Source organism: Parasphingorhabdus sp., assembly GCF_048269915.1.
GTDB lineage: Bacteria > Pseudomonadota > Alphaproteobacteria > Sphingomonadales > Sphingomonadaceae > Parasphingorhabdus.
The window spans coordinates 48,127-75,068 of the sequence record NZ_JBLWTY010000002.1 but is presented as its reverse complement, the minus strand read 5'-3'; the positions used below and the strand labels follow the sequence as shown (position 1 = coordinate 75,068).

Annotated in this window: 26 protein-coding genes; 11 read left to right on the top strand and 15 right to left on the bottom strand. The window is 58.2% G+C overall.

Going from position 1 to position 26,942, the window contains the following annotated elements; translation table 11 throughout:
* Nucleotides 1-9: 9 nt before the first annotated feature.
* Nucleotides 10-753 carry a class II aldolase/adducin family protein gene (locus ACN0WX_RS05350; protein WP_417621272.1) on the bottom strand — a complete coding sequence of 248 codons (744 nt, stop codon included), beginning with the start codon at nt 751-753 and terminating at the stop codon, nt 10-12.
* 239 nt (nt 754-992) lie between these two features.
* On the opposite strand from ACN0WX_RS05350, the gene ACN0WX_RS05345 reads away from it, so the two are divergent.
* Entirely contained in the window at nt 993-1,781 is a 789-nt protein-coding gene (locus ACN0WX_RS05345; RefSeq protein ID WP_417621271.1) for a sterol desaturase family protein, read from the top strand.
* A 6-nt stretch (nt 1,782-1,787) separates the two neighbouring features.
* Here the strand turns inward: ACN0WX_RS05345 and ACN0WX_RS05340 are convergent, their stop codons facing one another.
* Nucleotides 1,788-2,891 (bottom strand): alpha/beta hydrolase fold domain-containing protein, encoded by a 1,104-nt coding sequence (locus ACN0WX_RS05340; RefSeq protein WP_417621270.1) that lies wholly within the window; start codon nt 2,889-2,891, stop codon nt 1,788-1,790.
* Between the two features lie 122 nt (nt 2,892-3,013).
* On the opposite strand from ACN0WX_RS05340, the gene ACN0WX_RS05335 reads away from it, so the two are divergent.
* Nucleotides 3,014-4,096 carry an alpha/beta hydrolase fold domain-containing protein gene (locus tag ACN0WX_RS05335; RefSeq protein ID WP_417621269.1) on the top strand — a complete coding sequence of 361 codons (1,083 nt, stop codon included), beginning with the start codon at nt 3,014-3,016 and terminating at the stop codon, nt 4,094-4,096.
* Between the two features lie 18 nt (nt 4,097-4,114).
* Here the strand turns inward: ACN0WX_RS05335 and ACN0WX_RS05330 are convergent, their stop codons facing one another.
* From ACN0WX_RS05330 to ACN0WX_RS05315, 4 genes are all read right to left on the bottom strand, one after another.
* A complete protein-coding gene (locus tag ACN0WX_RS05330) occupies nt 4,115-4,684 on the bottom strand; it encodes a VOC family protein (RefSeq protein ID WP_417621268.1) in 570 nt (189 codons plus the stop codon).
* Nucleotides 4,685-4,735: 51 nt separating this feature from the next.
* Nucleotides 4,736-5,527, bottom strand: a complete 792-nt coding sequence (locus ACN0WX_RS05325) for an SDR family NAD(P)-dependent oxidoreductase (RefSeq protein ID WP_417621267.1) — start codon at nt 5,525-5,527, stop codon at nt 4,736-4,738.
* Nucleotides 5,527-6,930 carry an aromatic ring-hydroxylating oxygenase subunit alpha gene (locus ACN0WX_RS05320; protein ID WP_417621266.1) on the bottom strand — a complete coding sequence of 468 codons (1,404 nt, stop codon included), beginning with the start codon at nt 6,928-6,930 and terminating at the stop codon, nt 5,527-5,529. Before ACN0WX_RS05320 ends, ACN0WX_RS05325 begins: the two co-directional genes overlap by 1 nt.
* A 101-nt stretch (nt 6,931-7,031) precedes the next feature.
* Complete coding sequence (locus tag ACN0WX_RS05315; RefSeq protein WP_417621265.1) at nt 7,032-8,621, bottom strand: AMP-binding protein; 1,590 nt, start codon at nt 8,619-8,621, stop codon at nt 7,032-7,034.
* 129 nt (nt 8,622-8,750) lie between these two features.
* On the opposite strand from ACN0WX_RS05315, the gene ACN0WX_RS05310 reads away from it, so the two are divergent.
* From ACN0WX_RS05310 to ACN0WX_RS05300, 3 genes are read left to right on the top strand one after another with little or no spacing between them, the layout of a single operon-like run.
* Nucleotides 8,751-9,575, top strand: coding sequence for an SDR family NAD(P)-dependent oxidoreductase (locus ACN0WX_RS05310; protein WP_417621264.1), 825 nt, complete (start codon nt 8,751-8,753; stop codon nt 9,573-9,575).
* Nucleotides 9,576-9,616: 41 nt separating this feature from the next.
* Entirely contained in the window at nt 9,617-10,456 is an 840-nt protein-coding gene (locus ACN0WX_RS05305) for a TauD/TfdA dioxygenase family protein (RefSeq protein ID WP_417621263.1), read from the top strand.
* 2 nt (nt 10,457-10,458) lie between these two features.
* Nucleotides 10,459-11,295 carry a TauD/TfdA dioxygenase family protein gene (locus ACN0WX_RS05300; RefSeq protein WP_417621262.1) on the top strand — a complete coding sequence of 279 codons (837 nt, stop codon included), beginning with the start codon at nt 10,459-10,461 and terminating at the stop codon, nt 11,293-11,295.
* A 50-nt stretch (nt 11,296-11,345) separates the two neighbouring features.
* On the opposite strand, the gene ACN0WX_RS05295 is transcribed toward ACN0WX_RS05300, so the two are convergent.
* Nucleotides 11,346-12,707: an aromatic ring-hydroxylating oxygenase subunit alpha gene (locus tag ACN0WX_RS05295; RefSeq protein WP_417621261.1), complete on the bottom strand. Its 1,362-nt coding sequence runs from the start codon at nt 12,705-12,707 to the stop codon at nt 11,346-11,348.
* A 194-nt stretch (nt 12,708-12,901) separates the two neighbouring features.
* Here ACN0WX_RS05295 and ACN0WX_RS05290 point away from each other — a divergent pair, with 194 nt between their 5' ends.
* The 3 genes from ACN0WX_RS05290 to ACN0WX_RS05280 are packed head-to-tail and all read left to right on the top strand — an operon-like array spanning nt 12,902 to nt 15,235.
* Nucleotides 12,902-13,762 (top strand): SDR family NAD(P)-dependent oxidoreductase, encoded by an 861-nt coding sequence (locus ACN0WX_RS05290; RefSeq protein ID WP_417621260.1) that lies wholly within the window; start codon nt 12,902-12,904, stop codon nt 13,760-13,762.
* 10 nt (nt 13,763-13,772) lie between these two features.
* Nucleotides 13,773-14,690 (top strand): SDR family NAD(P)-dependent oxidoreductase, encoded by a 918-nt coding sequence (locus ACN0WX_RS05285; protein ID WP_417621259.1) that lies wholly within the window; start codon nt 13,773-13,775, stop codon nt 14,688-14,690.
* A gap of 2 nt (nt 14,691-14,692) precedes the next feature.
* Complete coding sequence (locus tag ACN0WX_RS05280) at nt 14,693-15,235, top strand: nuclear transport factor 2 family protein (protein ID WP_417621258.1); 543 nt, start codon at nt 14,693-14,695, stop codon at nt 15,233-15,235.
* A 6-nt stretch (nt 15,236-15,241) separates the two neighbouring features.
* Here ACN0WX_RS05280 and ACN0WX_RS05275 read toward each other — a convergent pair whose 3' ends face one another.
* The 4 genes from ACN0WX_RS05275 to ACN0WX_RS05260 are packed head-to-tail and all read right to left on the bottom strand — an operon-like array spanning nt 15,242 to nt 19,350.
* Nucleotides 15,242-16,009, bottom strand: a complete 768-nt coding sequence (locus ACN0WX_RS05275) for an enoyl-CoA hydratase/isomerase family protein (protein ID WP_417621257.1) — start codon at nt 16,007-16,009, stop codon at nt 15,242-15,244.
* On the bottom strand, nt 16,010-17,281 hold the full coding sequence (locus ACN0WX_RS05270; protein WP_417621256.1) for an acetyl-CoA hydrolase/transferase family protein: 1,272 nt from the start codon (nt 17,279-17,281) through the stop codon (nt 16,010-16,012).
* Nucleotides 17,278-18,147 (bottom strand): HpcH/HpaI aldolase/citrate lyase family protein, encoded by an 870-nt coding sequence (locus ACN0WX_RS05265; protein WP_417621255.1) that lies wholly within the window; start codon nt 18,145-18,147, stop codon nt 17,278-17,280. The genes ACN0WX_RS05270 and ACN0WX_RS05265 overlap by 4 nt, the downstream gene beginning before the upstream one ends.
* 36 nt (nt 18,148-18,183) lie before the next feature.
* Nucleotides 18,184-19,350 (bottom strand): acyl-CoA dehydrogenase family protein, encoded by a 1,167-nt coding sequence (locus ACN0WX_RS05260; RefSeq protein ID WP_417621254.1) that lies wholly within the window; start codon nt 19,348-19,350, stop codon nt 18,184-18,186.
* Nucleotides 19,351-19,507: 157 nt separating this feature from the next.
* Here ACN0WX_RS05260 and ACN0WX_RS05255 point away from each other — a divergent pair, with 157 nt between their 5' ends.
* Together ACN0WX_RS05255 and ACN0WX_RS05250 are read left to right on the top strand one after the other, a co-directional pair.
* Nucleotides 19,508-20,677, top strand: coding sequence for a CaiB/BaiF CoA transferase family protein (locus ACN0WX_RS05255; protein WP_417621253.1), 1,170 nt, complete (start codon nt 19,508-19,510; stop codon nt 20,675-20,677).
* Between the two features lie 33 nt (nt 20,678-20,710).
* The gene (locus ACN0WX_RS05250; RefSeq protein WP_417621252.1) at nt 20,711-21,943 is read left to right on the top strand and encodes an MFS transporter; all 1,233 of its coding nucleotides are present in this window, start codon (nt 20,711-20,713) and stop codon (nt 21,941-21,943) included.
* 13 nt (nt 21,944-21,956) lie between these two features.
* On the opposite strand, the gene ACN0WX_RS05245 is transcribed toward ACN0WX_RS05250, so the two are convergent.
* Complete coding sequence (locus ACN0WX_RS05245) at nt 21,957-22,868, bottom strand: acyl-CoA dehydrogenase family protein (protein WP_417621251.1); 912 nt, start codon at nt 22,866-22,868, stop codon at nt 21,957-21,959.
* Nucleotides 22,868-24,082 (bottom strand): acyl-CoA dehydrogenase family protein, encoded by a 1,215-nt coding sequence (locus ACN0WX_RS05240; RefSeq protein ID WP_417621250.1) that lies wholly within the window; start codon nt 24,080-24,082, stop codon nt 22,868-22,870. The genes ACN0WX_RS05245 and ACN0WX_RS05240 overlap by 1 nt, the downstream gene beginning before the upstream one ends.
* Before the next feature lie 191 nt (nt 24,083-24,273).
* On the opposite strand from ACN0WX_RS05240, the gene ACN0WX_RS05235 reads away from it, so the two are divergent.
* Nucleotides 24,274-25,125, top strand: a complete 852-nt coding sequence (locus ACN0WX_RS05235; RefSeq protein WP_417621249.1) for an NAD(P)-dependent oxidoreductase — start codon at nt 24,274-24,276, stop codon at nt 25,123-25,125.
* Between the two features lie 38 nt (nt 25,126-25,163).
* Here the strand turns inward: ACN0WX_RS05235 and ACN0WX_RS05230 are convergent, their stop codons facing one another.
* Entirely contained in the window at nt 25,164-25,502 is a 339-nt protein-coding gene (locus ACN0WX_RS05230; RefSeq protein WP_417621248.1) for a nuclear transport factor 2 family protein, read from the bottom strand.
* A 48-nt stretch (nt 25,503-25,550) separates the two neighbouring features.
* A complete protein-coding gene (locus ACN0WX_RS05225) occupies nt 25,551-26,759 on the bottom strand; it encodes a hypothetical protein (RefSeq protein ID WP_417621247.1) in 1,209 nt (402 codons plus the stop codon).
* Nucleotides 26,760-26,942 lie beyond the last annotated feature (183 nt).

The following is a 26,942-nucleotide window of genomic DNA, read 5'->3' as shown; positions in this document are numbered from 1 at the left end:
TACCGCCAGCTAGTCGTCAAAGCCGGGGCAGCAGCGTTCGGCTTTACGCAGCATGGCAGGCCAGAAAACTCTGAGCGAGAAGCGCTGTGGACTTGTCCAGTCCATGGCGCTTCCGACCTGTTTGGCAGCCTCGATATCCGGCAGCCGCAGAGCATGACCGCTGGCCAGGGCCCGCATTTGCGTCGTGCAGCACCATTCCAGTGTATAGATCCGGTAGAAGGCATCGGCGATGGTCTCGCCGACCGCGAGCGTCCCGTGGTTGCGCAGGATCATCAAATTTTTGGCGCCCAGATCGCGTCCGAGCCGTTCGCGCTCATCCTTTTGCGCCACCACCCCTTCGAATTCATGATAGGCAATGTCGGAATGAATCAGCAGTGCGGTCTGGCTGAGTGGCAGAAACCCTTCTTCCAAGGCCGAGACCGCCACGCCGTCATGGGTGTGCAGATGGATCGCGCAATGGATGTCATCGCGGGCGCCAAGCACCCCGCTATGCACGGTATAGCCAGCGACATTGAGCGAAACATCCGGCGGCGAAATTACATTGCCTTCCATATCCACCCGGATCAGACTGGATGCCGTAATTTCCTCGAACATCAACCCAAAGGGATTGAGCAAATAGCTACCGTCCGGCAACCGTGCAGAAAGATGCGTTGCGACATGGTCGTCCCAGCCGAACAGGGCAATCAGGCGATAAGCCGCTGCGAGATTGCGCCGCAGCCCCCTTTCCTCGGGAAGAAAATTGGTTTCGGTCATGGCTATTCCTCTCAACCGGGCGCCCAGCCGACCGGTGATCTAGTAATAGCAGACGATCTTGCCCATCAACATGCTCGCCCCATACAACGCCGGGGCGAATTTTCGACCAGAGCCTAACATTATCGCCTTCTGGTGATAATAGGTCGTTGGGTAGAAAATCTGTTTCCCTGGCAGATGGAACTACCAGTTCACGATCACGAAACCGATCATCAACTTGCTGATCAAAGGGCTATAATCTCATGGAAATCTGGTATAATTTTGTCGATCTTACGGGCGGAAACAACAGTGTTTCGCTGTGGCTGGCGTTGTTCCTGGTCACCGGATTCGGTGTTGCCATCTGGCAAGGTTTTTTCACGGTGCGCAAGATCCAGCCCAAAGGCTTCAAATGGAAAACATTCCGGAACGAAGGTTTCTTTGCGGTACTGAATCTGATCGTTTCAGGGTTCGTGCTGGGCGGACTAACGACTTACCTGGTCAGCAGCGGCTTTATCGAAACGCGTTCCGGTCCGATCACATGGTGGATGATGGCGCTGGAATATGCGCTCTATTTCTTTGCCTTCGACACCTGGTTCTACTGGTTGCATCGCTGGATGCACAAGGAACCCATGTATAAATATATCCACAAGATTCACCATTATTCCACCTCGCCAAATCCGTTGACCACCTTGTCTGTCAGTCCAATCGAGTCGCTTATCAACGGCGGCTTTGTTCCCTTGTTCCTGGCTGCGATCACGGTCCATGAGCAGACCATGATGCTGATCACTCCGACCAACATCATCATGGGCATATATGTTCATACGGGCTATGAATTCTTTCCGCGCTGGTGGAACAAGAACTGGGCAACCAAATGGTTTATCACCGCGACCTTCCACGATCATCACCACCGCTATTTCCGGTATAACTTTGGTGGATACACTACCATCTGGGACCATATTTGCGGCACCGTCCGCCCCAAATTCGATGCCGATTTCGAACGCATCACGACGCGCCGCAGCAAAAATGAAAAGGCAGCGGAACCGGCTACATAGAACCCGTCAGCGGACCAGGCCCAACCGGTCGCCAAAGAAATCGGCCATCACATCGAAAGCCTCTCGCGATTCCGGCAGTTTCGGATCGTAGAAAAAGGCATGGCCGAGACCGTCCCAGATGTGAAGACGCGCGTCGACCCCAGCCTTGACCAATTCCTTGTGGCTGTTGGTTGCGGCGCTCATCTCGAAAGCGCGGGTGCCGGTAAGGAATAATGTCGGCGGAAAGCGCGCCAATATTTCGCTCGATAATATCGGAGAAGCGAGCGGCGAAATCATATCCGATCGGGCAATATACCGCCGTTCGGAATTTTCCGGAGGCAATCCGGCAAATGGCCGCCCGAAATGCCTGCTGTCACCGGCCCAGCGCGCATCGGCGCTGGCACAAAAAATACCGATTGCCTTCGGCAGTGGCAGGTTCTCCTGTAAAAACCAGGCCATGGATTGCGCTGCCAGCATGCCGCCGGCCGAGCAACCGAATATGCCGATATTCTCCGGCCGATAGGTTTTCAGCAGCTCGCGATATACGACCGCGACATCTTCGCTTGCTGCCGGAAAACTGTACTCGGGCGCCTGACGATAGGTAATGCTGACAATTTTGATGCCGGCGAGCTTCGCCAGCGGAATCGATTCCAGCGACCCCGTGCCTCCGGCATGGCCCATGACAAAACCGCCGCCCGGCAGGTTGAGCAGGATCTTGTCCCGATTTGCTTCGGGGATACCGCTTTCGGGTTCAAAAGTGACTGAATCGATCCCGGCGATTGAACCCACCTCGGTCTTCACCCCATATAGGCTTTTCAATTCATCGATCCGGGGCTTCATATATTGCGGGATCAGCGCCCGCATTTGACTCGCCTTGCCAGCAGCCAGCGCGGCTTTCAACGGCGCCTCGGCATCAATCGCCTTGCGCGGCAGGGCGGCCTTTGCCGCTTCGCTGAGATAATCCGATGGTGGCAAGGCGAATGGCTGGACCATCACCGTTCCATCGCTCTCAATCGTGCCTGACTGCACCGCTTCGGACGGTGGCGGGACCATTTCCTGTTCGCTTGCCTGGGCGGGCAAGGTCGTGATGCTGCCCAGGACAGCGGCCTTGAGAACAGTAAGTTTTTTCATCCGGGCAACCGATCATGTTTACCCGCCTTTTGCAATCCGCCCCGGCGATATAATGGCCCAGCCGCTTCCGAAACACCGCTCGCGGCCACTATGATCATGGAACGCCATCCGGGAGAACCAAAGTGCGAAGCACAAAAATCACGCTATTCATGCTCACAACGATTCTGGCTTCCACGGCTCTGGCCCAACCCACTGACCACGACGGACCGACGTTCGACGGGGATGGCACCGTCAATGTCCCGGCCTTCCGTCTCCCCCCTTCGGCGCTCAGCAGTCAGGAAGCGCGCCAGGCCCAAGCGATGCGGGGACGGATTCCGGTTGGGGAAATGACCTCCAATGAAACCCCGGATATCAACAGCCGTCGCGCCCAGCTTGACCGGATGATGAGCCCCCGCGTGGCACAAATGAAGGCGCTTTACCCGGTCGACATCAAAGACGGCACGATAGCCGGCATCCGAGTGCGGATCATCACGCCCAAAGACGGCGATTTTGATCCGGAGCGCATCCTTGTCAACCTTCATGGCGGGGCATTCACCGTGTGCTGGGACAGTTGCTCACTGGTTGAATCCCTGCCGATTGCTTCGCTCGGCAAATATAAAATCGTAAGCGTCGATTACCGGATGGCGCCGGAGAACCGGCATCCCGCAGGAGTCGAGGATGCGGCTGCTGTGTACCGCCAATTGCTCAACAGCTACAAAGCCGAGCATATCGGCGTATTCGGCTGTTCAGCCGGCGGCGCATTGACCGCGCAACTCGCGGCCTGGCTTCCGGCCAACGGACTGCCGCAAATGGGGGCTGCGGGTATTTTCGGGGCTGGCGGCGTGCGCTTCCAGTCCGGTGATTCCGCTTATGTCACCGCCAAAACCGATGGCAGTTTCCCCGGTCCCGCGGAAGACGGAACCCTGGAGATCGACATGACGCGCGGCTATTTCGACGGTTCCGACCTTGATGACCCGGTCCTGTCTCCGGCGCTTCATGCCGATGTGATCAAGATGTTCCCGCCCACGCTGATCACCACCGGAACCCGGGCAATGGACATGAGCCCGGCAATCTATACCAATAGCCAGTTGTTGAAGGCCGATGTGGAATCAACATTGATCGTCGGTGAAGCGATGGGCCATTGCTATCAGTATAATCCGGCCTTGCCCGAATCCCGGGATGCTTATGCGGCGACCGTGAAACATTTTCGCAAGCATCTGGATTAGATCCGGATCATATTTCTGCTAGGCCGGCTTGCCTGCCATGGCAGCGGCCAGCAGCGGCCGGGCATCGCGGATCGGATCGGTGCCATCCCAATCGGCCGCCGCCGCGTGCATCGCATCAAACCAGGAATCGAACATGCCGGGTCTGACAAACTGGAACAATATCGGATTGTCCACGCCGACCGGCTCGCAATAAATTTCGATGGTTTCACCGGTTGCCGGATTGCGGAATTCCTGCACAATTTGCAGGGGCTTGCCCTCTGCTTCCATCGTCGCCAGCGTCTGATCGAAATCTTCCGATACATAAGCAATATGGTGCAGTCCCCCCATCGGATTGCGGTCCAGAAATTCGCCGTAGGCCGATTGCTGCTCACCATGGGGAGAGATAAGCTCGAAACAGCTGTCACCCGAATAGAAAAAAGCCACCGACATGCTGAGCGGATGCTCTTCACCCCGATAGATGCCTGCATTGCCGGCGCTTTCCATGACGAAAAAGGGGCCGATCCCGCCAGCCTGAAATCGCTTCAATGCGGCGTCGAAATCCGGATAGACATAGGCCTGATGAATGGCCGGACCAAGAATTCTGCTCATGTAATGCGCTCCCCAATATACGCCAGGCGCCGCCTAGCGAAGCTGCCGTTCCTATTCCGGATCACTCCAGACCGATGTCATCGCGCGCGGGCTCAGATATTTTGTCCGGGTCCAGCCGCCATCGACGACGATCGACTGACCATTGATCATCTCGCCGCCCGGTGAGCATAGAAAGGCTATAGAACTGGCAATATCCGCTGCCTCGGCAAGCCGGGGATAGGGTGTGGTCTCGACATTGACGCGCTTGAAGGCTTCATCCTCGAAGCGATGGCGAACCATTTCGGTCATCGTCACACCCGGTGCGACACAGTTTGAGCGAATGCCCTGCGGGCCATATTCCACTGCCATATGTTCGGTGAGCGACTTCAGCCCCCCCTTGGCTGCAGAATAGGGACCGCCGCGTCTGCCGCCAATCATTGCATAGGTCGATGTGACATTCACGATTCCGGAGCCCGGCTGCATGTGACCGATCGCTTCCCGGCACAGACGAAACGGCGCGCGCAACATGACGTCGAGAAACAGGTCCAGCTTCTCATCATCCGTTTCATGAAGCGGTGTCGGGCTGCCAAGGCCGGCGTTGTTGATCAGAAAATCGATCCGTCCGAAACGATCCAGCGCGGCTTGTACGATCCGGGAAGGCCCGTCGTCTGCCGTCACATCGACCGAAAGCGTTAGCAGCCGTTCGATGCCACCGAGCTCCCGGGCCAGTGTCGCCAGCTTGCCTTCGTCGCGCCCGACCCCGACAATCGCCATGCCGGCATCATGCAGCATTTTTGCTGTGGCCAGACCAATGCCGCTGCCCGCACCGGTGATGATGGCTACCTTTGCTGTCTGCCCCGACATCAGAGATCATATTCCATGATCTGGCCGTCGAAATTATGCGCCAAAGTCCGCGTTGCTTCGGCTAGCTTGTCAGGGTCCGTACCACGCAAATGGCCATCGATGATCCGGTTGTAATTGCTGATCATCCCTTCAATGCCCTGGCCGAGCCGCATGAAATCAAATCCTTCCGCGTGCAGTCCCTGCTGCTGGATCGGAATGTTCGAATAATCCTGCTTCGGGATGGTCGGGAATTCCTCGCTGTCATAGGGCAATATGGTGGGCTCGGTCACCGTCTGGTGATTGTCGCTTTCGGCAAAATTGGTCAGCGACCAGAGCTCGAACAGGCATTCCTCCGGCCCCAGCGGACGAATCCGGTAAGCCGAAGCGCTGCTCATGGTCGGCAGCACGAAATAATGGGGGAAGATGAACTCGACGGCCTGCACCGGATGCGATTGGGCAACCGCGTTGAGATCAGGAATATCCTCGCCGCGCGCGCGCAGCTGCTCGACCACCTGATGCTGCACGATGCCGTACCACATCGGAATGGCGACAGCCGGATCTTCCGGCAATTCGACTTCCAGCAGCTGCCCGGCGATATCCACTTCTTTCTGGTGGAGCATGCCGGCCATGCCCTCGTTGAGCAATTTCATATGCTCATACTGGGCATGAACATTTTCGCGCACCGAAAGATTGGGGTTGATCGGCAATCCAATCCCGCCGGTATCCATGCCGTATAGCGTGTTGTACAGTTGCGGCAGCATCCGCTGGAGCTGCGGATGCGTGCGCATCACATGATAGCCTTCCATGAAGGCCTCCATCGCGGTCTTCCAGTTGGCGGGCAGTTTCGTGGCATACCACCATTCGGCGCGCTGTTTGTCCATGCCCCGCATTTCGAGCTTTTCGAGCAGCGGGCCGATACTGTCCCGGAGCGACGGCGCATCATCGTCGAAATTGATGAAGGCGCAGCCGATTGCGGTTTCCACGCGGCACGAGCGCAGCGCCAGATCGCCCTGCTCCAGCTGTTCCTCGCTGAAGAAATGCTTGCCGTAAACGAAAGTATTCTCGCCCTCGAGATTCCAGCGCCAGCCGTGGAAGGGACAGATGAAACCGGCCGACTTGCAATTGCCCGCTCCGCCGGGTGCAGCAATGGGGACACCGCGGTGGCGGCAGGCATTGTGATAGGCCTTGATGCCCTCCTTCGCGCGCACCACGATGACCGACTTGCCGAGGTTCGAATATTCGACCCAGTCGCCAATATTCTCGAGCTGCTCGAGCCGCGCTGCCATCTGCCAGACATGCGGCCAGAGTTTTTCATTTTCGAGCTTGTAGAAATCCTCGTCATAATAGCGTTTTGCCGGAATCCGTTCGGGATCGGTCACTGCGAAGGGAATCGGGTGCAAGCCTGCTGAATCTGCATCTGCCATTGGTACAACCTCTCGGGACTAAAATTGCTTTGGTTAGCGCTAAACTTATCTGGCTCGATCAAAAAGCCCTTAACGAGAAAAGCGCGCTGGCGATGCTGGGTTCAGGCGGACGACAATTCGTCGCGCAACAGATGTTTCAGCACCTTGCCCGCTTCATTTTTCGGCAAGGCTTTGCGCAGTTCCACCTGCTCCGGATATTTGAATTTTGCGACACCGAAGCCGGACAGAAAATTGGCCAGGTCTGACACGGTCGGTTGCTGTTCGTCGCGCGGCACGATAACCGCGCATGCTTTTTCACCGGTCCGCGCATCGGCGACACCAACAATCGCGATCTCTGAAATATCAGGGTGGCCCAGCAACAGGTCCTCGACCTCCTTGGGCGCGATATTCTCCCCGTTGCGGATGATCAGGTCCTTGATTCGGCCGGTCACCACCAGATGGCCGGTTTCGGTGAACTCGCCCTGATCACCGGTCCGATAAAAGCCCTGTTCGTCGAAAGCCGCCGCTTCATCTTCGACGTGCAGATAGCCGACCATCATCTGCGGGCCATGGGCCCGAATTTCATTGCCTTCGCCCAATATGACCTTGGCTATTCCCGGCCTGCCATCGGTATCAGCCGCCTCGGCCATGCCGCGCACGGCGAGCGACCCGACGGTCGTCACCGGCACTTCGGTCGAACCATAGACTCGCGACACACGCGCGTTTTCGAAATAGTTGCAGGCTTCGCTTATCAGCGACGACGGGACGGATGCACCGCCGCAGATAAAGACCTTGAGATCGGGCAACCGGGTATCGGCGGCGCGCGCGGCAGCCAGCAATTGCTGGAGAAAGGGCGTGGCACCGGCCATATGGGTGATCCGCTCCGCCAGCATGACCGGCACCGCTTCGGTGGCGTCCCATTTGTCCATCAACACTGCCCGCGACCCGAGCAGAAGCGGTGCCTCGAACGCGTAGATGGAGCCGCCAATATGGCTGATCGGTGACGGGACCAGAAAAGAGTCGCCCGGCTCCACCAGCCAGTGCTCGCCAATCTGCCGCAGCAGGGCATGCAGCGTATTATGGGTGTGGAGAACGCCCTTGGGACGTCCCGTTGTGCCCGATGTGTACATTACCATCCGGACGTCGTCGGGCGAGACATCGGGCAAACTGGCTCTTTCCTTTTCGCCGAGCAGACCGTCATATTCCATCAGTTCGCCAGCCGATCCGCGCACGACCACGACCGCGGGAGGCGCATCCATTTCCGCGACCACCCGGCGCAACATATCAGCATAACCATAGCCACGGAATTGTTCCGGGATAAAAATCATCCGGGTATCCGCGTCAGCCAGAATGAAGCGGAGATCATGATCGCGCAGCGAAGGCAGGATCGGATTGGCGACCATGCCCGCCATGGTCGCGGCATAATAGATCACTGCGGCCTCGTGCCAGTTGGGAAGCATGAAGGATATCACGCTGCCCGGAGCCGTTCGGCTTTGCATCGCCGCGGCAAGGGAGCGGGACTGGGCAAACAGCTGTGCAGCGGTGAGCGAAATATCGCCATCGACGAGAAGTATCCGTTCCGGTGTCTCGCGGGCAGCAGTCGCAAGCGAATCGGCGATCGTGGTTTTGATCCACAGGCCGTCGCGATAGGCTTCCCGCGTCAACGTCTCGTCCGAACGGATGGACCAGCGTCCCGCCTGGCGTCTCTTCACTTTCGTCACCTTCCCAGTTTTTCTCTCGGGGCCTGATAGCCTATTCTGGCGCAATGAAACGCCCTGGCAATCGACAATCGCCCGAGCGATAGCGTGACTGTGGTGGAGCGTTGGACTGGACCCGTCGGGATGTCGGGATTAGGCCATGAAAATGTCCGCAATCCGGCGATCGACCGGACAGGAAATTGTACAGAAGGAACTCAGGTCATGTCACTCAGCGGAAAAACAGCGGTCGTCACCGGCGCCGGGTCGGGAATCGGTCGCGGTATTGCCGAGCGTTTTGCAAAAGAAGGCGCTGCGGTTGGCGTCTGGGATTTGAATGGCGATGCCGCTGAGGAAACCGTCAAACTGATTACCGAGGCTGGCGGCGAGGCGCTGGCAGTAACCGCTGATTGCTCGGTAGAAGCGGAGATCAAGGCAGCGGCCGACAAAACCAGAGCAGCATTTGGCCCCATCAATATATTGGTCAACAATGCCGGGATTGCACCATTCACTCCCTATCTCGATATCGACGAGGAATTGTGGGACCGGGTGATCCGCATCAATCTGAAAGGACCGCATTTCTGCACTCGCGAAATGCTGCCGGAAATGCTGGAAGCCGGCTGGGGGCGGGTCATCAACATTACCTCATCCTCGACTCAAACGGGCTCTTTCGCTCAAGGCCATTATGTAGCATCGAAGGGCGGCCTGCTGGGCCTGACCAAAGCGCTTGCACTGGAATTCGCTGCCAGCGGGGTAACCTTCAACATGGTGCCGCCAGGATTCATCGACACGCCCATGTTGCGGGCTTCGCCGGTCGATGTCGAAGCCTATTCGCAGACCCTGCCGATGAAACGTCCGGGCACTGTACAGGAAATGGCAGCGGCCTGTGCCTATCTGGCTTCTGATGACGCCGGCTATATCACTGGACAGACGATCAGTGTGAATGGCGGACGCTACATGGGTTCTGCCTGAACCCTTAATCAGGTTTTTGATTCAACAGGATTGGACCAACGATGTCAGCAGTGGAAAAAAACCGGCTCAGAAGCGAGGAAATCAAGCCCAAAATTGGCAGCCGCATTCTCAATTCCAAGGAAGAATTGCTGTCCGGCGAACTGTCTGATGAAATCAATGCCCTGCTCGAGCATCGTGGCGTGCTGATTTTCCCGGAAATCCATTTCACGGATGAAGAACAGCTCAAGTTTACCGGTCTGCTTGGCGGCGTTGCGAAGGAAATTCGCGGCGAGGAAGTGTTCAAGGTATCACTCGATGATACGGTCAACGACAAGGTCGCCGAATATCTCAAGGGCTCCCTGTACTGGCACATTGACGGGACCATGAATGAAGTGCCGATTCGTGCATCGATGCTGACCGCCAAGGTGCTGTCGCCGGAAGGTGGTGATACCGACTTTGCCAATACGGCGACCTCCTATGAAGACCTGGATGATGCGACCAAGGAAAAAATTGCCGACCTCCGCGTGGTCCATTCACTGTGGCGCTCGCAATTTTATCATACACCGGAACCGAGCATGGAGCAGCTCGAAGACTGGCAGTCCAAGGGCGAGGCCGAGCTGCCGCTCGTCTGCACCAGCAAATCGGGCCGCAAGTCGATGGTGCTGGGCAATACCGCGCATTATGTGAAGGATGTGGATCCCAAGGAAAGCTATCGCATTCTTCACGGACTCCGCGAATTTTCGACGCGCGAGCCCTATAATTACACACATAAGTGGACGGTCGGCGATACCGTAATCTGGAATAACCGAACGTCCCTGCACCGTGCGACCCCTTATGATCCGGCTTCCGGACGAATGATGCATCGCACGATATTGCCGGGTGTAGAAGCATGGGAGAATTGAGCATGACCACGACAACCCAACTGAACCAGGAAGAGATCAAACCTGCAATCGGCAGCCGAATTCTCAATACGAAAGAGGAATTGCTTTCCGGCGCCATTGCCGGAGAAATCCGTGAACTGTTAGAGGCGCGCGGTGTGCTGGTGTTTCCGCAGATCAACTTCACCCCCGAAGAGCAGGTCGCCTTCACCAAAACGCTGGGCACTTTCGCACCCGAGGGCGATGATGAAGGGGTGACCAAAATCACCCTTGATGTGAAAGAAAACCCGCAATCTGCCGAATATCTGAAGGGCTCGCTCTATTGGCATATTGACGGCACCCGCAACGAGGTTCCAATTCTCGCCTCGCTGCTGAGCTGCAAGGTTCCGTCGCCCAAGGGTACTGGCAATACCGGCTTTTCCAACACCTATAGCGCTTATGACGCGCTGCCGGACGAGACAAAGGCGGAGATTGACGATCTCCACGTCATGCACGCCCCATGGGCCTCTTTATTCTATTATAGTCCCGAGCCCGCCCTAGCGATGCTGAAAGGCATGCAGGCCATTGGCGAAAAGGAATTGCCGCTGGTCTGGGAACATGCGTCCGGCCGCAAATCCCTGGTCCTCGGCTGCACGAGCCACCATGTCATCGGCGTCGATCACCAGAAGAGCGCGGAGATCATTCACGGGCTGCGCGAATGGGCGACCGGTCCCGAATTCACCTACAGCCACGAATGGGAAGTCGGCGATCTGGTGATCTGGGACAATACCGGGACCATGCACCGGGCGGAAGCCTATGATCCGGAATGCGGCCGGATGATGTTGCGCACCAAGCTGGAAGGCGAAGAGCCCTGGACCAATTAGCCCGGGTGCCGATCAGGCCAGGAACAAACCACGCCTGCCAGTGACGGCATCTACTCGTGTGAACGCGGTGCGCCGATGCCGACATAGCGCGAGAGATTGAAGTGCAGACTGGCAATGGAGCGTTCCATATAGGGATTGGGCTGCGCGCCCCGGAAGCCGACATTTTTCATGCCTTGCTGCACTGCGGCCATATTGTTGAAATCCTGCTGCAGAACAGGCGGCCAGTCGTCCGGTTCGGTATATTCCCATTCCGTTTCCGGCGCTTCGCCTTCGGGGTATAATTCATATACCGCTGCCTCGAAATAGCATTTGTCCGGATCGCCCTCATAGGGCCGCGCATTGTAGCAAAGCATGTTGTTGACCGCGTGGCCGATCTGGAAATTGGGAAATATCTGCCAGGCGGTGCCAGCCTTGGCGGTATGTTCGGGGGTTACATTAGCCCAGGCCACGCCGCGCGCCGCATCTTCCTCGCGAGCCGTCTTGATCCAGTAGGCAGAAACCTCTGCGGCGGGTGTGCCCTCGGGCAATTCATCTTTCAGCCGGTTGGCGACTCCCACCAGCGTTTCGGTGGTATTGGTATTGGCATTGTCCCAAGTGAAATTCTGCATCTCGGCGGTCGAGACACGCGGATCTTCACCGCTACCAAGGCGCAATTTCCCCGAATCCTCCTCCAGCCCTTTTGGTGCCTCATAGCCGATATTGGTGTGGAGCCCATGATTGCGCGCCCAGCCGCGAAACTGGCCAAAAGCGTTGAATTCCGGATGCGTGGTCGAAACATGATAGGTTTCGGCAAAGGCCTCCATGGCAACCTTCCAGTTGCATTCGAAGACGACCCATTTGCGCCAGCGGGGACGCATATTTTGCAATCCGTAGGGATCGAGCATCCCCGGCACCACGCCGAGATAGTCGGCCAGGGAGCTACATTCCGGATCGAGATTGATCCAGATCCAGCCACCCCATGTGTCGACGCTGACCTTGCCGAGATCGGCGCGACCCTCGCAGAGTGATCCCTGCCAGTCGTCTTCATGCTCGATATAGCTATTCTCTCCGTCTAGCCCGAAGGTCCAGCCGTGATAGCCGCAGATGAAATTCTTGCGTGTGCCGCGGGCATTGCGCTGCCCTGCCGGGGTATCGACAAGACGCCGGCCGCGATGGGGACAGACATTATGATAGGCGGAGAGTTCAGTTTCGCCCGACTTGACGATGATTACCGAATCCGGCCCGATTTCATAGGTGATGAAGTCGCCAACCTCCTGCAGATCCTCCATGCGACCTGCCTGCAACCAGGTTTTCCGGAACAGGCGCTCCTGCTCCGCTGCGGCATATTCGGGTGAAATATAGGCATCGGCAGGAATGACGACCGGCTTTTCCAGCTGGTCAGCATTGTCAATTTTTTCGCTCGTCTGGTCCATTATCAAACACCTATGTCACGTTGCTGCCGGACGCTTCATTCGTCCGATGACAATGTGCGGCAAAGGGCTTTGCTTCACAAGCAGCAGGCACAAGATAATCGCCCCGGCGAAAGTATGTCGGATAAGAGAATGCAACCTTGCAATAGTCTGGACGCAGGGCCTAGCCTGATTGCGGAAAATGCGGAGGGATCGAGATGGGCGTTCTGGAAGGCAAGGTCGCGATAGTGACCGGCGCAAGCCGTGGTATTGGCAAAGGCATTGCCATTGCGCTCGCCGCCGAAGGGGCCAGTGTCTATGTTACCGGCCGGACCGTCCATGATGGTGATCACGACTTGCCCGGCACGGTAGGCCAGACCGCCGCGGAATGCACCGCGCGCGGGGGCAAAGGGATTGCCGTTGCGGTCGATCACAGCGACGACGGGCAGGTCGCAGCCCTGTTTGACCGGGTGAAAGCCGATCACGGCCGCCTCGACATCCTCGTCAACAATGCCTTTGCCCTGCCCGATGACCTGACCGATCCCGGCGGATTCTGGGAAAAACCGCTGTCGAACTGGCAGATGGTCGATGTCGGTGTCCGGTCCAACTTTGTCGCTGCCTGGCACGCCGCCAAGATCATGGTACCGCAGGGTTCGGGTTTGATCGTGGCGATTTCCGGCTATGTCGGTGTCACCTATACTTATGGTACGATTTTCGGCACCTGCAAGTCCGCCGTCGATCGCATGGCCCGGGATATGGCGGTGGAATTGAAACCCCATGGCGTTTCCTCGGTATCGCTTTGGCAAGGCCTGACCCTCACCGAGCGCGCGATCCGCAATCTGGCCAATATTCCGGGGCTGGAAGGACGCGCCGCAACCCGTCCGGAAGAGGCCTGCAGCCCGGAATTTCCGGGCAGAGTGATTGCCGCGATGGCGAGCGACCCGGAGATCATGAAGCGGAGCGGCGGCACGTTTATCACGGCCGAACTGGCACAGGACTATGGCATCACGGATGTCGACGGCCGGACCATCCCCAGCCTGCGCGCCACACGCGGTTCGCCGATCTGGCAACCGGTTTAAGGAGAGAGAGATGAGTGAATTGCGTTATGACGACAGAGTCGCCGTAATAACCGGAGCGGGTCGGGGACTGGGCCGGTCCTATGCCTTGCTGCTGGCTTCGCGCGGAGCAAAAGTGGTCGTCAATGACAACGGCAGCGCGGCGAGAGGCGATGAAATCATCGCCAATCCAGCACAGGATGTCGTCGACGAGATTGTGGCAGCGGGCGGGGAAGCCATTGCCTGCACGGAAAGCGTCGCCACGCCGGAAGGCGCACAGGCAATCATCCAGTGCGCGATCGACAGCTGGGGCCGTATCGATATCCTGATCCATAATGCCGGCAATGTCCGTTATGGGACCATTGCCGAACTGAGCATCGACGATTTCAACGCCGTTACCGACGTGCATTTCAAGGGCGGCTTCTATCTTGCAAAGGCGGCAATGCCGCATATGATCAAACGCCAATATGGCCGGGTGGTGCTGACCACATCCTGCAGCGGCCTTTATGGCAGCCAGACCACGGTCAATTACGGCATGTCCAAGGCCGGATTGATGGGGCTCAATAATGTTATCGCGCTGGAAGGCGGCGAACATGGCATCCGGTCGAACACGATCGTTCCAGCGGCCGTCACCCGCATGGCCGATGGTCTCGATACCAGCGCTTATCCGCCGATGGAGCCGGAACTGGTGGCCCCGATGGTCGCATGGCTATCCCATGAAAGCTGCCCGCTGTCCGGCGAGCATCTTATCGCTGCCGCCGGCCGGATGGCCCGCGCCTTTACCACCGAAAGCAAGGGCGTGTTCCATCCCAGCTGGTCGATCGAGCAGGTCGCCGCAGACATTGACGCGATCCGCGACCCGTCCGAACAATGGACCTTCCCGCCCTACCCCAGCGGCATGGCCGACCATCTCGGCAAGAGCTTTGAATGGGCCTTCAAGGGGGAGGAATGAGAATGGACGAACAACGCCTCCAGACGCTGTTGGACCGGCAGGACATATTGGACTGCCTGACCCGTTTCAGCCGCGGCATCGATCGGCTGGACCGGGAGATATTCCTGTCCGCCTTTCACGAGGATGCCGCCATCGCGGCCGGCCCGTTTGTCGGCGCGCCGCCAGCCCTGTGCGACTGGTCTTTCGCCATGCACGAGGACATGCAAATCCTCACCCAGCACAATCTGCTCAACCACACATGCGAGATAGACGGCGATACGGCGCACAGCGAAACCTATTATATGTTCGTTGCGCGCAACAAGGACGAGACGGTCTGGCTTGCCGGTGGCCGCTATGTTGACCGGCTGGAGCGCCGCGACAATCAATGGAAAATCGCATTGCGCACCAACGCCATTGAATGGTCGGTCGCACCCGATGCCATGCCTATTCCCTTTGACGATCTGCCGGGGATCGATCTCAACGGGAAAAGCGAACGTTCGAGGGCGGACATTTCCTACATCCGCCCGCTGACCAACAAGCGCGAGCCGAGCATTCCCGGCGAATAAAAGCGCCTATTCGCCTTTCCATTCCGGCTTGCGTTTTTCCGAAAAAGCGCGCGGTCCTTCCTGCGCATCATGGCTGGTATAAGTCAGTTCATGCGCCGCCCGCGCCGCCTGCAGTGCTGCGCTGCGGCCCATTTCGGTCGCCAGCATCACGGTCTCGCGCCCGGCCTTTACCGAGAGCGGCGCGCCTTCGAGCACCTCCTTCGCCAGTTCCAGCGCCGCTGCCATCAATGTATCCGGTTCGGCAATGCGATTGACCAGCCCTATCTCATAAGCACGCTGCGCAGACACCGGTTTTCCTGTCAGGATAATCTCCATCATGATCCGCTGCGGGATCATGCTGATCAGCGGTGCCGCCCAGGGTGATCCACGTCCGACCTTCACTTCGGTGATCGCAAATTTGGCCGAACTGCTGGCCACGCAAAGATCACAGGCCTGGGCAATCATCCAGCCGCCGGCAAAGGCAACACCGTTGACCGCAGCAATGGTCGGCTTCGACAGTTGGAGATTGTCATAGGGGACGGGAAACATGTCACGCGGCGGAATTTGCAGCCCCTTGTCGACCATCTCCTTCAGGTCGCCGCCGGCGCAAAAGGCTTTTTCTCCGCTACCGGTCAATATGGCAATGCGCATTGCATCATCATTTTCGAACCGTTCCCAGGCGGTAAAGAGACCTTCCCGGACTTCGCGGCTGAGACAGTTGCGCTGCTCCGGTCGATTGATCGTGATGATCGCGATGCCGTCTTCTCGTGCATCAAACAGAACTGCATCGGTCATTCAATATCCCCTTGCGTGTATTTCGTGGGCCACGCGGTCCAGTTCTTCCCGAAAATCGGGATGGGCAATGGCGACCAGCCGCCGGGCGCGTTCCGCGAGAGGCTGTCCTTTCAGTTCGGCCGCCCCATATTCGGTGACAATCACGTCAACCTCGGTCCGCGCCGTGGTCACCGGCCCCGACAGATTGCTCACGATCTTGCTCAGCGTTCCGCCTTTGGCAGTAGCCGAAAGCGCAGTGATAGCCGCTCCACCCGGCGAGCGGGCACCGGCGCGGACAAAATCGACCTGCCCGCCGGTACCGCCAAGATAAGCCGCACCACTCTGCTCGGCATTGACCTGCCCGGTCAGATCGACCTCGATCGCTGAATTGATTGTCACCAGCCGCGAAAGCTGGGCCAGAACGGCGGCATCATGGGTGTAGCTGGTGGCACACATACGGATCGCAGGATTTCTGTCCGCCCAATCGTAGAGGCGCTTTGTACCGATCAGGGCACCGTTGATGGAAATACCCTGGTCAATTTCCTTGCGCGCGTTGGTCAACACCCCGGCTTCGGCAAGATCAACCAGGCCATCGCCGAGCATCCCGGAGTGTACACCGATATCCCGGCGGTCGTGGAGGAGCCGCAAAATGGCATCCGGCACGGCACCAACGCCGGTCTGGATGACGGACCCGTCGCCAATATATTCGGCGCAATGGCGGGCAATTTTCTCGTCCAGTTCGCTGATTGTCGCTGGTCGTACTTCGACCGGACAGCGGTCCACCTGAACAGATACGTCAATGTCCGACCGCGCTACCATTTCGCCGGGCGTGAACGGCACCTGCGCATTGATCTCGGCAACAACCAGCCGCGCCTTGTCCACGGCTGCGCCAACATAGTCGCTGATCAGGCCACAACTGTGATGGCCCTTTTCATCGGCCGGACTCAGCTGGACCATAGCGACGTCGCAGGGGATGATTCCGGCGGCAATCAGGGGCGCGACCTGACTGACGTGAACCGGAATGACCTGCAGCTTGCCGATTTTGGTCATGGCCCTGAGCGCACCGATCGCGCCCATGCTGGAAAGCGCGAAACTGTCGACGGTATCGGCGTTGAAAAGGCCTGAAAAACTGGTCGCGATAAACAGTTTGAGCCCGTCAATATGGCGGCCCTGCTCGATCAGCGCCTCCAGCAGCGTGGTCGGTTCACCACAGGCCTGCCCCATGACGATGGCATCGCCGGGCTTCAGCAGACCCGTCAGGTCAAGCTGCTCGGGCGTGATGCCTGTGCTCATTCGCCTTCGACCTGCGCCAGCAACTGCTGCGCCCGGGACAGATAGGGCCGGTCCAGCATTCCGCCCTTGTAGCCGATCGTGCCGACACCCGGGTTTGCGGCAAATAGCGCGACGATTTCGCGGGCCTCGGTTATTTCTTCCTCGCTCGGCGTGAATGCATCGTTGATGACATCGACCTGCGCGGGATGGATCGCCAGCATCCCGCGATAGCCGTCGCGCCGGACGCGTTCTGCCCGGAGACGCAACCGGTCCAGGTCGCGAAAGTCGCCCTGGATGGTCTCGATTGGTGTAACACCGGCCTTGGATGCGCCGAGCAGGCACATGCTGCGGGCCAGTTCGTAGGTGAAGCTGTAACTGCCGTCTTCATTGGTGTTGGAACTCGCACCGATGGAATCAGCCAGATCCTCCGCGCCCCAGGTCATGGCGATGACTCGCGGCACCCCTTTGAAATCGCCGCAATGGAACATGCTTTCGGCCGTCTCGGTTACCAAGATGATCACCGGTGTCGTGCCCTGTTCGATATTGTTGGCGACTTCCAGCGCCTCGAGATATTTGTCGAGCGCCTCGACATCCTGCCGGCCATAGACTTTGGGCAACATGATGCCGCCGGGACGGCCCGGCATCACCGCCGCCAGATCATCCAGCGTATATGGTCCGTCCAGCGGATTGACGCGCACGAATATGCGATTCCGGTCGTCCGGGTTTGCGCGGAGAAAATCCCGGACCATTTGCCGCGCCAGCGGCTTGTTTTCGTTCACCACCGCGTCTTCCAGGTCGAATATGACGATATCGGCGGGGCAACGCACTGCCTTGGCCATTTTCTTTTCGCTGTCGCCCGGTGCAAATAGCCATGAGCGCATTTTCATTGGAACATCGTTCGGCATAAATTTTTTTCCCCGGGATCAGTAGGATTTTGGCAATTCGAGAACCCGCTCGGCGATAAAATTCAGGATCATATGCGGGCTGATCGGTGCAGTACGCGGGATCAGCACTTCGCGCAAATAGCGCTCGAGATGATATTCCTTGGCATAGCCCATTCCGCCCAGCGTCAACATGGCCGTATGGCAGGCTTCAAAACCGGCTTCGGCTGCAAGATATTTCCCTGCATTGGCCTCTATCCCGCATTCTGTGCCTGCGTCATATTTGGCCGCTCCCTGCATCACCATCAAATTGGCCGCCTCTACCTGTGCCCAGCATTTCGCCAGCGGATGCTGAATACCCTGGTTCATACCAATCGGCCGGTCAAACACGATGCGTTCCCGCGCATATTTGGCGGCCCGCTGGATCGCCACCCTGCCCAGACCAACTGCCTCCGCGCCGAGCAATATCCGTTCGGGATTGAGCCCATGCAAGATGATTTTGAACCCGTCGCCTTCGCCGCCAATCCGGTCTTCCTCGGGAATGAACAGGTCGTTGATGAACAGCATGTTCGACCCAACCGCGTGGCGGCCCATCTTGGGGATCAGCCGGGTTTCAATCTTCGTCTTGTCGAGATCAGTATAGAATAGCGACAGCCCCTGCGTTTTTCGTTCGACCTCCTCGATCGGCGTCGTACGGGCAAGCAGCATGATCTTGTCCGCGACATGCGCGTTCGTAATCCAGATTTTCTCGCCGTTGACCCGATAGCCACCCGCTTCCCGAACGGCGCGGGTCTTGAGATTCGTCGTATCAAGGCCGACATTCGGTTCGGTGACACCGAAGCACATTTTCTGTTCGCCGTTCAGCACCGGCGGGATCATCCGCTGCTGCTGCTCCTCGGTGCCAAAACGGGCAATAGGTTCCAGGCTGAACACGGGACCGTGAATGCTTGACGCCGCCGACATCCCGCCGCCCGATTCCGATACTGCCTGCATCATGACAGCCGCTTCGGTTATGCCCAGCCCTGCACCGCCCACGGATTCGGGCATGGCAATGCCAAACCAGCCGGCCTCGGCCATTGATTTGTGAAACTCGAACGGAAACTCGCCGCTTTCATCATGCTCGAGCCAATAGTCATCGGGAAATTGCGAGCAATGTTTCAATACCGAATCACGAATTTCGGTCTGCGAATCGTTTAGTTCAAAATCCACGTGGGGTGACCTTCTCTGGGAATAATTACCTGATCCCGACTAGCAGCCGGTCTGGTCGGTCACAATCGGGCGCTGTCCCGATATCGGCCCGGCGAAGTATTGCACCATTGGAATTGCCCCTTCGATCATCTAGCTCCTTTAGGAAACGAGAGAGATGATGACTGACAAAAAAGACCATAATGGGCCGTTGAGCGGAATCCGCGTGATCGATCTGACGAGCATGGTCTTTGGCCCCTATTGTACGCAGATCATGGCCGACATGGGTGCGGACATCATCAAGATAGAACCGCCGGGTGGCGATCAGACCCGTTACATCAATGCCGGTCCGGCGCCGGGACTGGGCGGCGTCTTCGTCAACGTCAATCGCGGCAAACGGAGCATCATGCTCGACTTGCATGACGAACAGGACAAGGCAGCCCTGCGCAAGCTGATCGAAGGCGCGGATGTTTTCATCCATTCGATGCGCGGCAAGGCGATTAGCCGGATCGGCTTCGACTATGCGGCGGTAAGCGCGATCAAACCGGATATCGTCTATAGCAATTGTTACGGCTATGGCCGGCGGGGCCCGGATGCAGACCTGCCCGCCTATGATGATACGATTCAGGCGGAATGCGGTCTCACCCATGTTCAGGGATTGATGACCGGCAGTCCCGATTTTGTCGCCACAATCATGGCGGACAAGGTAGCGGGACTCACGGCCCTCTATGCAACAATGATGGCCCTGTTCCACCGCGAACGCACCGGCGAAGGACAGGAAGTCGAGATTGCCATGTTCGAAACCATGGCCAGCTTCATGCTGGTGGAACATGCCAGCGGCAAGCTGTTCACCCCCGAACTGGGTCCGGCCAATTACCACCGGGTCGTTTCTCCCAACCGGAAACCCTATAAAACGAAGGACGGCTATATTGCCGCGCTGGTTTACAATGACCGGCACTGGAACGCCTTTGTCGGCGCAGTCAAGCCGGCATGGAACCAACCCGAGTTCGCGACGCTGGAATTGCGCGCCAAGCAGATTGACCGGATCTACGGGTTACTCGGCGAGACATTTGCCACACGCACCACGCAAGAATGGCTGGACCTGCTGCGGGAGCTCAATGTGCCCGCCGCGCCATTGCGCACCACCGACGAACTGTTCGACAATCCCCATCTGAACGCGACCGGCTTTTTTGAAACCGTGGCCAGTGACTATGGCGACATCCGCTACCCCGGAGTCCCGACATGGTTCTCCAAAACACCGGGTAAAGTTGCAGGGCCCACTCCTGCTCTCGACGAGCATGGCGAGGAAATATTGAACGAAATCGGTCTGGCCGGCACCGGCCGCAGATAAGATAACGGCGACCGGCGCGAAGGGGAATTCATCATGCAGCAACAGCCAATTTCCGCCCGGCAGGAATGGCGCGCCGGCTTCACTGTCCCGCTGGCTGCGGCCCTGGGATATGCCACCAGCGTCATCCATATCTATGGCCTGGGTGCCTATATCAAACCGATTAGCGATACATTCGGCTGGTCGGTCACCCAGACAACCTCCGGCCTGACGATTGCTACCCTGATCCAGGCCGTACTGAGCATCCCGATCGGGATTTTGGTCGACCGCGTTGGCCCCCGGCTGCTGGGTGTCATTGGCGTATTGTTGACGGTGACGGCTTTTGCTTTGCTCGGCACAGCCACCGGCAGTCAGGCCAACTGGTATCTGCTGTGGATCGTCATGGCCTGCGCGACGCTGCCGGTGCAGGCGACGATCTGGACAAGTGCCGTCGCCTCCCGGTTTGAAGCATCTCGCGGACTGGCGCTTGCCCTGACGCTGTGCGGCGCTTCGGTGGCCGCCGCGCTATTCCCCTATCTGGGTACCCGCCTGATCGCGGCCTATGGGTGGCAAAATGCTTTCGCTATTCAGGCGCTGATCTGGGGCGCTGTCGCATTTCCCGTCATTCTGCTGTTTTTCCGCCATTCGCGCGACATCAAACATCCGCAAGATGCGCCGGTTCCCGTCGAAAAGGCGCTCGAAGGCACCGGCTTTCTGGAGGGATTGCGGTCAACAATCTACCTGCGCCTGCTCATCGCCAGCCTGCTTTTCACCTTCACGATCATCGCCCTTGTGGTCCATTTTCTGCCGATCCTGCAAGCGGGTGGTATCGACGCAATCCGTGCATCCGAGATCGCTGCCCTGATCGGCCTGTTCTCGATTGCGGGTCGTCTGGGAACCGGACTTCTGCTCGACCGGTTCAGGGCATCCTGGGTGGGCGCGGCCGTCTTCCTGCTGCCGGTTGCCGGCTGCATGCTGCTCGTTGGTTTCGGATCCAGCACAATGGCGGCGATGCTGGCCGCCGCGCTCATCGGCCTGACATTGGGCGCAGAAATTGACGTGATCGTCTATCTCACCACCAAGCATTTCGGACTGAAGAGTTTTGGTGCCTTATATGGCGGCCTGCTCGCGGCACTGTCGATCGGTACCGCAACCGGGCCACTCGGCGCAGCGCGTGTTTTTGACGAATTCGGCAGCTATGACAATTTCCTGTGGCTCACGGTCAGCTTCATGGTGGCGAGCAGCCTGGCCTTGGTCAGCCTGCCCAAACCTGCCTTCGGCGCGAAATAACCGGTTACAGCGCTTAGCCCCAGCTCGCCTCGGCAGCGGCTAGCGCCTGGGCATTCCGGCCACCCAGTTCGCCGATCAATAGCTTGAGCCGGTAGGTCCACAAGTGCAGCGGATGCTCCAGCGTCATCCCCATTGCGCCGAGAAACTGGTGAAAATCGTAAACGCAGTGGCGCGCCGATTCCTGCGCATGCAGGGCCGCGAGAGCGGCATCGGCCGGGTCCAGACTGGCTGCTGCCTTCATCGCCAGCCAGTAGACACCATTGGTACGCACCTGCGCTTCGGACAGACGGTGCCGCAGCGCCTGGAACGTCGCCAGAGGACGACCAAATTGCTGGCGATCGGTGAGATGCGCGCAAGTGGCAGCCAGCGCCGCCGCTAGCAGACCGGCGGTTTCCGCAGCCAGCCCAACCCGCCAGCGGGCGAGCAATTCGGCGGATGACACTCCGGTTGACCGGTATTCTTCCGGGCCATGGACCAGCGTCGCTACCGGATAGGCAAACAAAGCTTCGGGCTCCGGTCGGACCTGATCCGCTGTTGCGGTAAACAGTGAAACCCCGTCACCGACTTGCACTACCGTGGCGCCGGCCCGCAGAAACCGGACCGGACGGGTCGGGCGCGCGTTTTCAACAAGGCACAGCGGATAGCCGATTTCCTCTCCGAGCAGCGGACGGACGAGCGCACTGGCGGCTGATTCCACGGCAAACGGCAATCGCGAAAGCCGCTCGATGACAATTGCTGCTGTCACACAGCCCAGATCGGGGTCCAGGGCAACATCCAGAAATCCCCCCTCCACGACGGCGCGATCCAGTTCCTGACTGGCGGCAGCAAGCGGCGCATCGTGAATTGGTGCATTCTCAAAAGGTTTGCAGAGCGAGTCGAGCGCATCCAGTATCGCGCGCTGGTCGTCGGTAAGATCCAGATCCATCAGCGTGGCTCCCTTGGCAGGCCCAGAACATCCGAGGCGATGATATTGAGCTGGATTTCAGCGGCACCTGCAGCAATGCCAGCAACGATACCGCGCTGGTGGTGCATCTTCAGATAGGGATGGGCATCGGCGAGGGCTTCGGGCAGATACTCGACGACAAATTCGGCAACCCGGCGTTCGGCCATAATGGTCGCGAACCGGGCTGATGAGGCTTCCGCCCCGATCTTCTCGCCCTTGGCCCGGCGGCTGACAATCGCATAGCTTGCCATGCGTGACGCTTCGCACAGCGCTGCCGCATGGGCTGCTTCGATCTTGGTCGCTTCACTGTCGAAATCGCCGCGCTCTTTCAGGATCGACACAGCGCGGTCGAGCGCCGATCGTGCAAGGCTGTAGCGCGGTATTCCCAGCCGTTCGTTGGTCAGGGAGAAACCGATGATTTCCCAGGCCTGCCCCTCTTCGCCGAGGCGCGCGCTGGTCGAAACGCGGACATTGTCAAAAAATACTTCGTGAATATCGCCTTCGCCGATGATCGACGGAATCTGTCGCACGGTAATCCCGTCCGTATCCATCGGTATCAGCAATATCGTGATACCCCGTTTCCGATCATCGCTGGTTCGGCAAAGCAGGAAGCAGGTTTGCGCCAGGCCCGCATAGCTGGTCCAGATTTTCTGGCCGTTGACGACATATTCGTCGCCGTCGAGCTCTGCCCTGGTCCGCAGAGAGGCCAGATCCGATCCCGAACCGGGTTCGGAAAAGCCCTGACACCAGAGCGCATAGCCCTCGGTAATCGCCGGCAGATATTGATCCTGCTGCGCCTGCGAGCCATATTTTATCAGCGTGGGGCCGATCCAGTTGACATTCATATACTGGCCACCGCGCGGTTCACCTGCGATCCACATTTCTTCAGCGAGGATCGACTGATGCCACGGATCAAGACCCTCGCCGCCAATTTCGCGGGCCCAATGCGGGGTCAGCAGATTTTCAGCCGCCAGCTTCCCGCAGAAGCCCTCGGCATATTTCGTCAGGTCCGGAGACGCCGGACCATGTTGCGAAAAGCGTTCCCAGTCATCCGGCAAGGTTGCTGCAAGAAATTCCTGAAGCCGCTTGCGAAATGCCTGCTCCTGTTCTGTCCATGTAAAGTCCATGAAATCCCCATTGCCATGGTCAAATAATTGCAGAACCATAACCGCAACTGCGGGGAGATAAAGAGCCATGGCTCAGACAACGCCGGAGTGATGGCGCCGGCATCTGGCACGAGCAATATAAAACTACCGCCTCGCCGATATATCGCGGGATACCAGCGGCTTTGCAGCGAATAGCGTTGAAGCGTGCATCGGTTTCGTTACTGTTGCGAAAATTGGTCATTCCCTGCGTGGGATGCCGAGCAGAACCAGTGGAGAGAATAATGAGCAAAGCGAGCGTGGGTTTTATCGGACTGGGGTTAATGGGTGCCCCGATCGCCAGACGGCTCGCACGCGAAGGCTTCGCGGTCACCGGGTGCGATATTTTTCCTGCCACACTGGAAGCCTTTGACGAGCCGGGTACGCAGCGTACGCTCGATCCGATCGAGGCAGCGCGCGGCAAGGATATTGTCGGCATCTGCGTCCGCACCGACGAGCAGTTGCGTGACCTGACTGCCGATGGCGAAATTTTCAAGGTACAGGGCGAAGGCGGGATTTTCATCATCACCTCCACTGTATCCCCGGAACTGGCTCAGGATCTCCAGAGAGAAGCCGGCGAATATGGCGTGAGCGTGATTGATGTCGGCGTATCGGGCGGCAGCCACTATGCGCTCGAGGGCAAACTCTCGCTGTTTGTCGGGGGAGATGAGGCAACCATTGCTCGTGCAACACCCTGGCTCGAAGCCATTGGCACCGTATCCCATCTTGGGCCGGTGGGCCGGGGACTGGTCGGGAAATTGCTCAATAACCTGGCCTGTATCGCCAATTACGGTCTCGCCGCCTCGATCCTCGACCTCGGGGTTGAACTGGACTTTGACCGCGAGCAGTTGCGCGAAGCACTGCAGCGTGGATCGGCCCAGAGCTTTGCTCTGCAGGTCGTGCCGGGGATGATGGGGGTGCGCGAAAACTCTACCGCAGAGGGCGTTCTCGACCTGCGCAATCTACTGGAAAAAGATGTCAAGCTCTCGGCCAAGCTGGCTCCGGCCGACAATGTCGCAATGACCGCGTTACAGGACGCCTGCGCGGTTTTGATGGCGCGAATGGATCGTGCCGTCAGCGAGTTGCAGACGAAGTAGAACGGCGCGAATTTCGTCGCCGCCCTTGCCTCCCTGTCTTATCCGCCGGTACGCTGGTAAACGCCAATGCTGGTAAACTTCCCTTCGTCGTCGACATGGAAGAAACTGGCCATTTGTCTTACCGTGCCATCTGCCAGATGGACTTCGATCTCGGCCGCGACGCCATTTTCGCCGGGAACAAAGGCCACCGGTTGCGGTTGCGGCCCGCCTTGAGCGAAGACACCTTCATACATGGTGCGTATCGCATCCATGCCCGCCACTATGCGACCATCGGGCAGGACGAAACGCGCATCGTCGGCGAATAGCGCCAGCAACCCCTCGATATCCTTGGCATTGACCTTGCGGTAATAGGCGCGTGCGAGATTTTCCGTATTCATTACTTTTATCGCTTTTCTAAATGTTTTTGATGTTGTTTCAGGATGAAATCACCAATGCGGGCGCTGCATCATTGCCTGCCTGCGAGCCCGCAATATTATTTGCCGTTCTTCGGGCGATACTTTCTCCACATCCCGCGGCAAATGTTGCGCCAGATCATCAAATGCTACCTTTTTGATATTCGGAATCGGATGATCGCTGCAATTTGTCCAGCGCCCCTGGATCACGCCCACGGGATAGTCTGCCGTATCGAGCCAGTTTCTGATGCCGGGGTCCCGGGCGCTGACCACCACACGCCATTTGCCATCGCTATCCAGCGGAGATTGATGCCCGTTGAGGCTGGAATGATTATTATACCAGTCCGTCGTCTCGTAGATATAATTGGTGAGAATCAACGAGCGATAGGGGCAGGTTTCGGGAACCGCTGTTTCAATAACAAGCGCCTCGCTATCGTCCAGTTCATACGCAGTTTCATAATAGAACTGGCCGGCAAGTCCCCCGATAGAGGAAACGTCGAATTCCTTGAAACGATGGACAAAGCCCTCTTCGCGCAACTGCTCGACATGATCGACAAACATCGGCCCCAGAAAACCGAACGCCTGCGGCATGGTGCGCAGATTTTGCGCCAGTGTTTCGGCGGCGGGGCGCGGCTTGCGCATGGGCCGGTCGATCCGTTCGAGCGCCAGTTTCGGTGACACTTCATTCGCCCAGTCGTAGCTGACCAGTCGGACCATCAAGCGATTGGCGGCAGGACGAAGCTCCCACCATTCACCATCATAGCCCTCGGGCCGTTCGGCGCTGATGATAACGTCGAACCGATCATCCTCATCAACCTTCAAGCCATTGATATCGAGATGCGTCCGCCCATTGCCTGTTTCCGCGTTACGGGGCACGACCTGTCCAATCACCGCCTGATTAAGCGATCCACGCGTCCCGGCAAGCCGGTACACGCCGTCCGCAGAAATACGGGCGGCACGGTAGATAGTGTCCGCATTGGGCTGACCGACGCCGAGCACCTGTCCGATTGTCGGGAGAAACGCAGGAAAGTCCGGGTCTCCCCCAAGACTGTCGATTGTGACCGATCCGAGGGCGGAAAGCGCCAGACGCGCGACTTCCTGCCTGATCTGCGGATCATTGCGCTGACTTTCCGGTAGCTTTGCCAGCATTTTGCCCGGCAAATCCCGGAGGGCATCGACAAATTCATCCCAACCTGCCACCGGCGGAATATTGGCTTCGGCTTTCGGATTTTGTGCAGTCATTTCGCTATGTTCCTCATCCCCAAGTTGGTTGCCGGCCGCATCCGCGCCCACTCCAGCTTCGCCAATGTTCCGGTTATCTGTCGCCATGGCTCCGGACGATGGCAAAATCGCCGCTGCCATAAAGCCAGCAAAAATTTTCCAGGTTTTCCGGCTTGGCAATATCTGACATTCCTACATCGAATC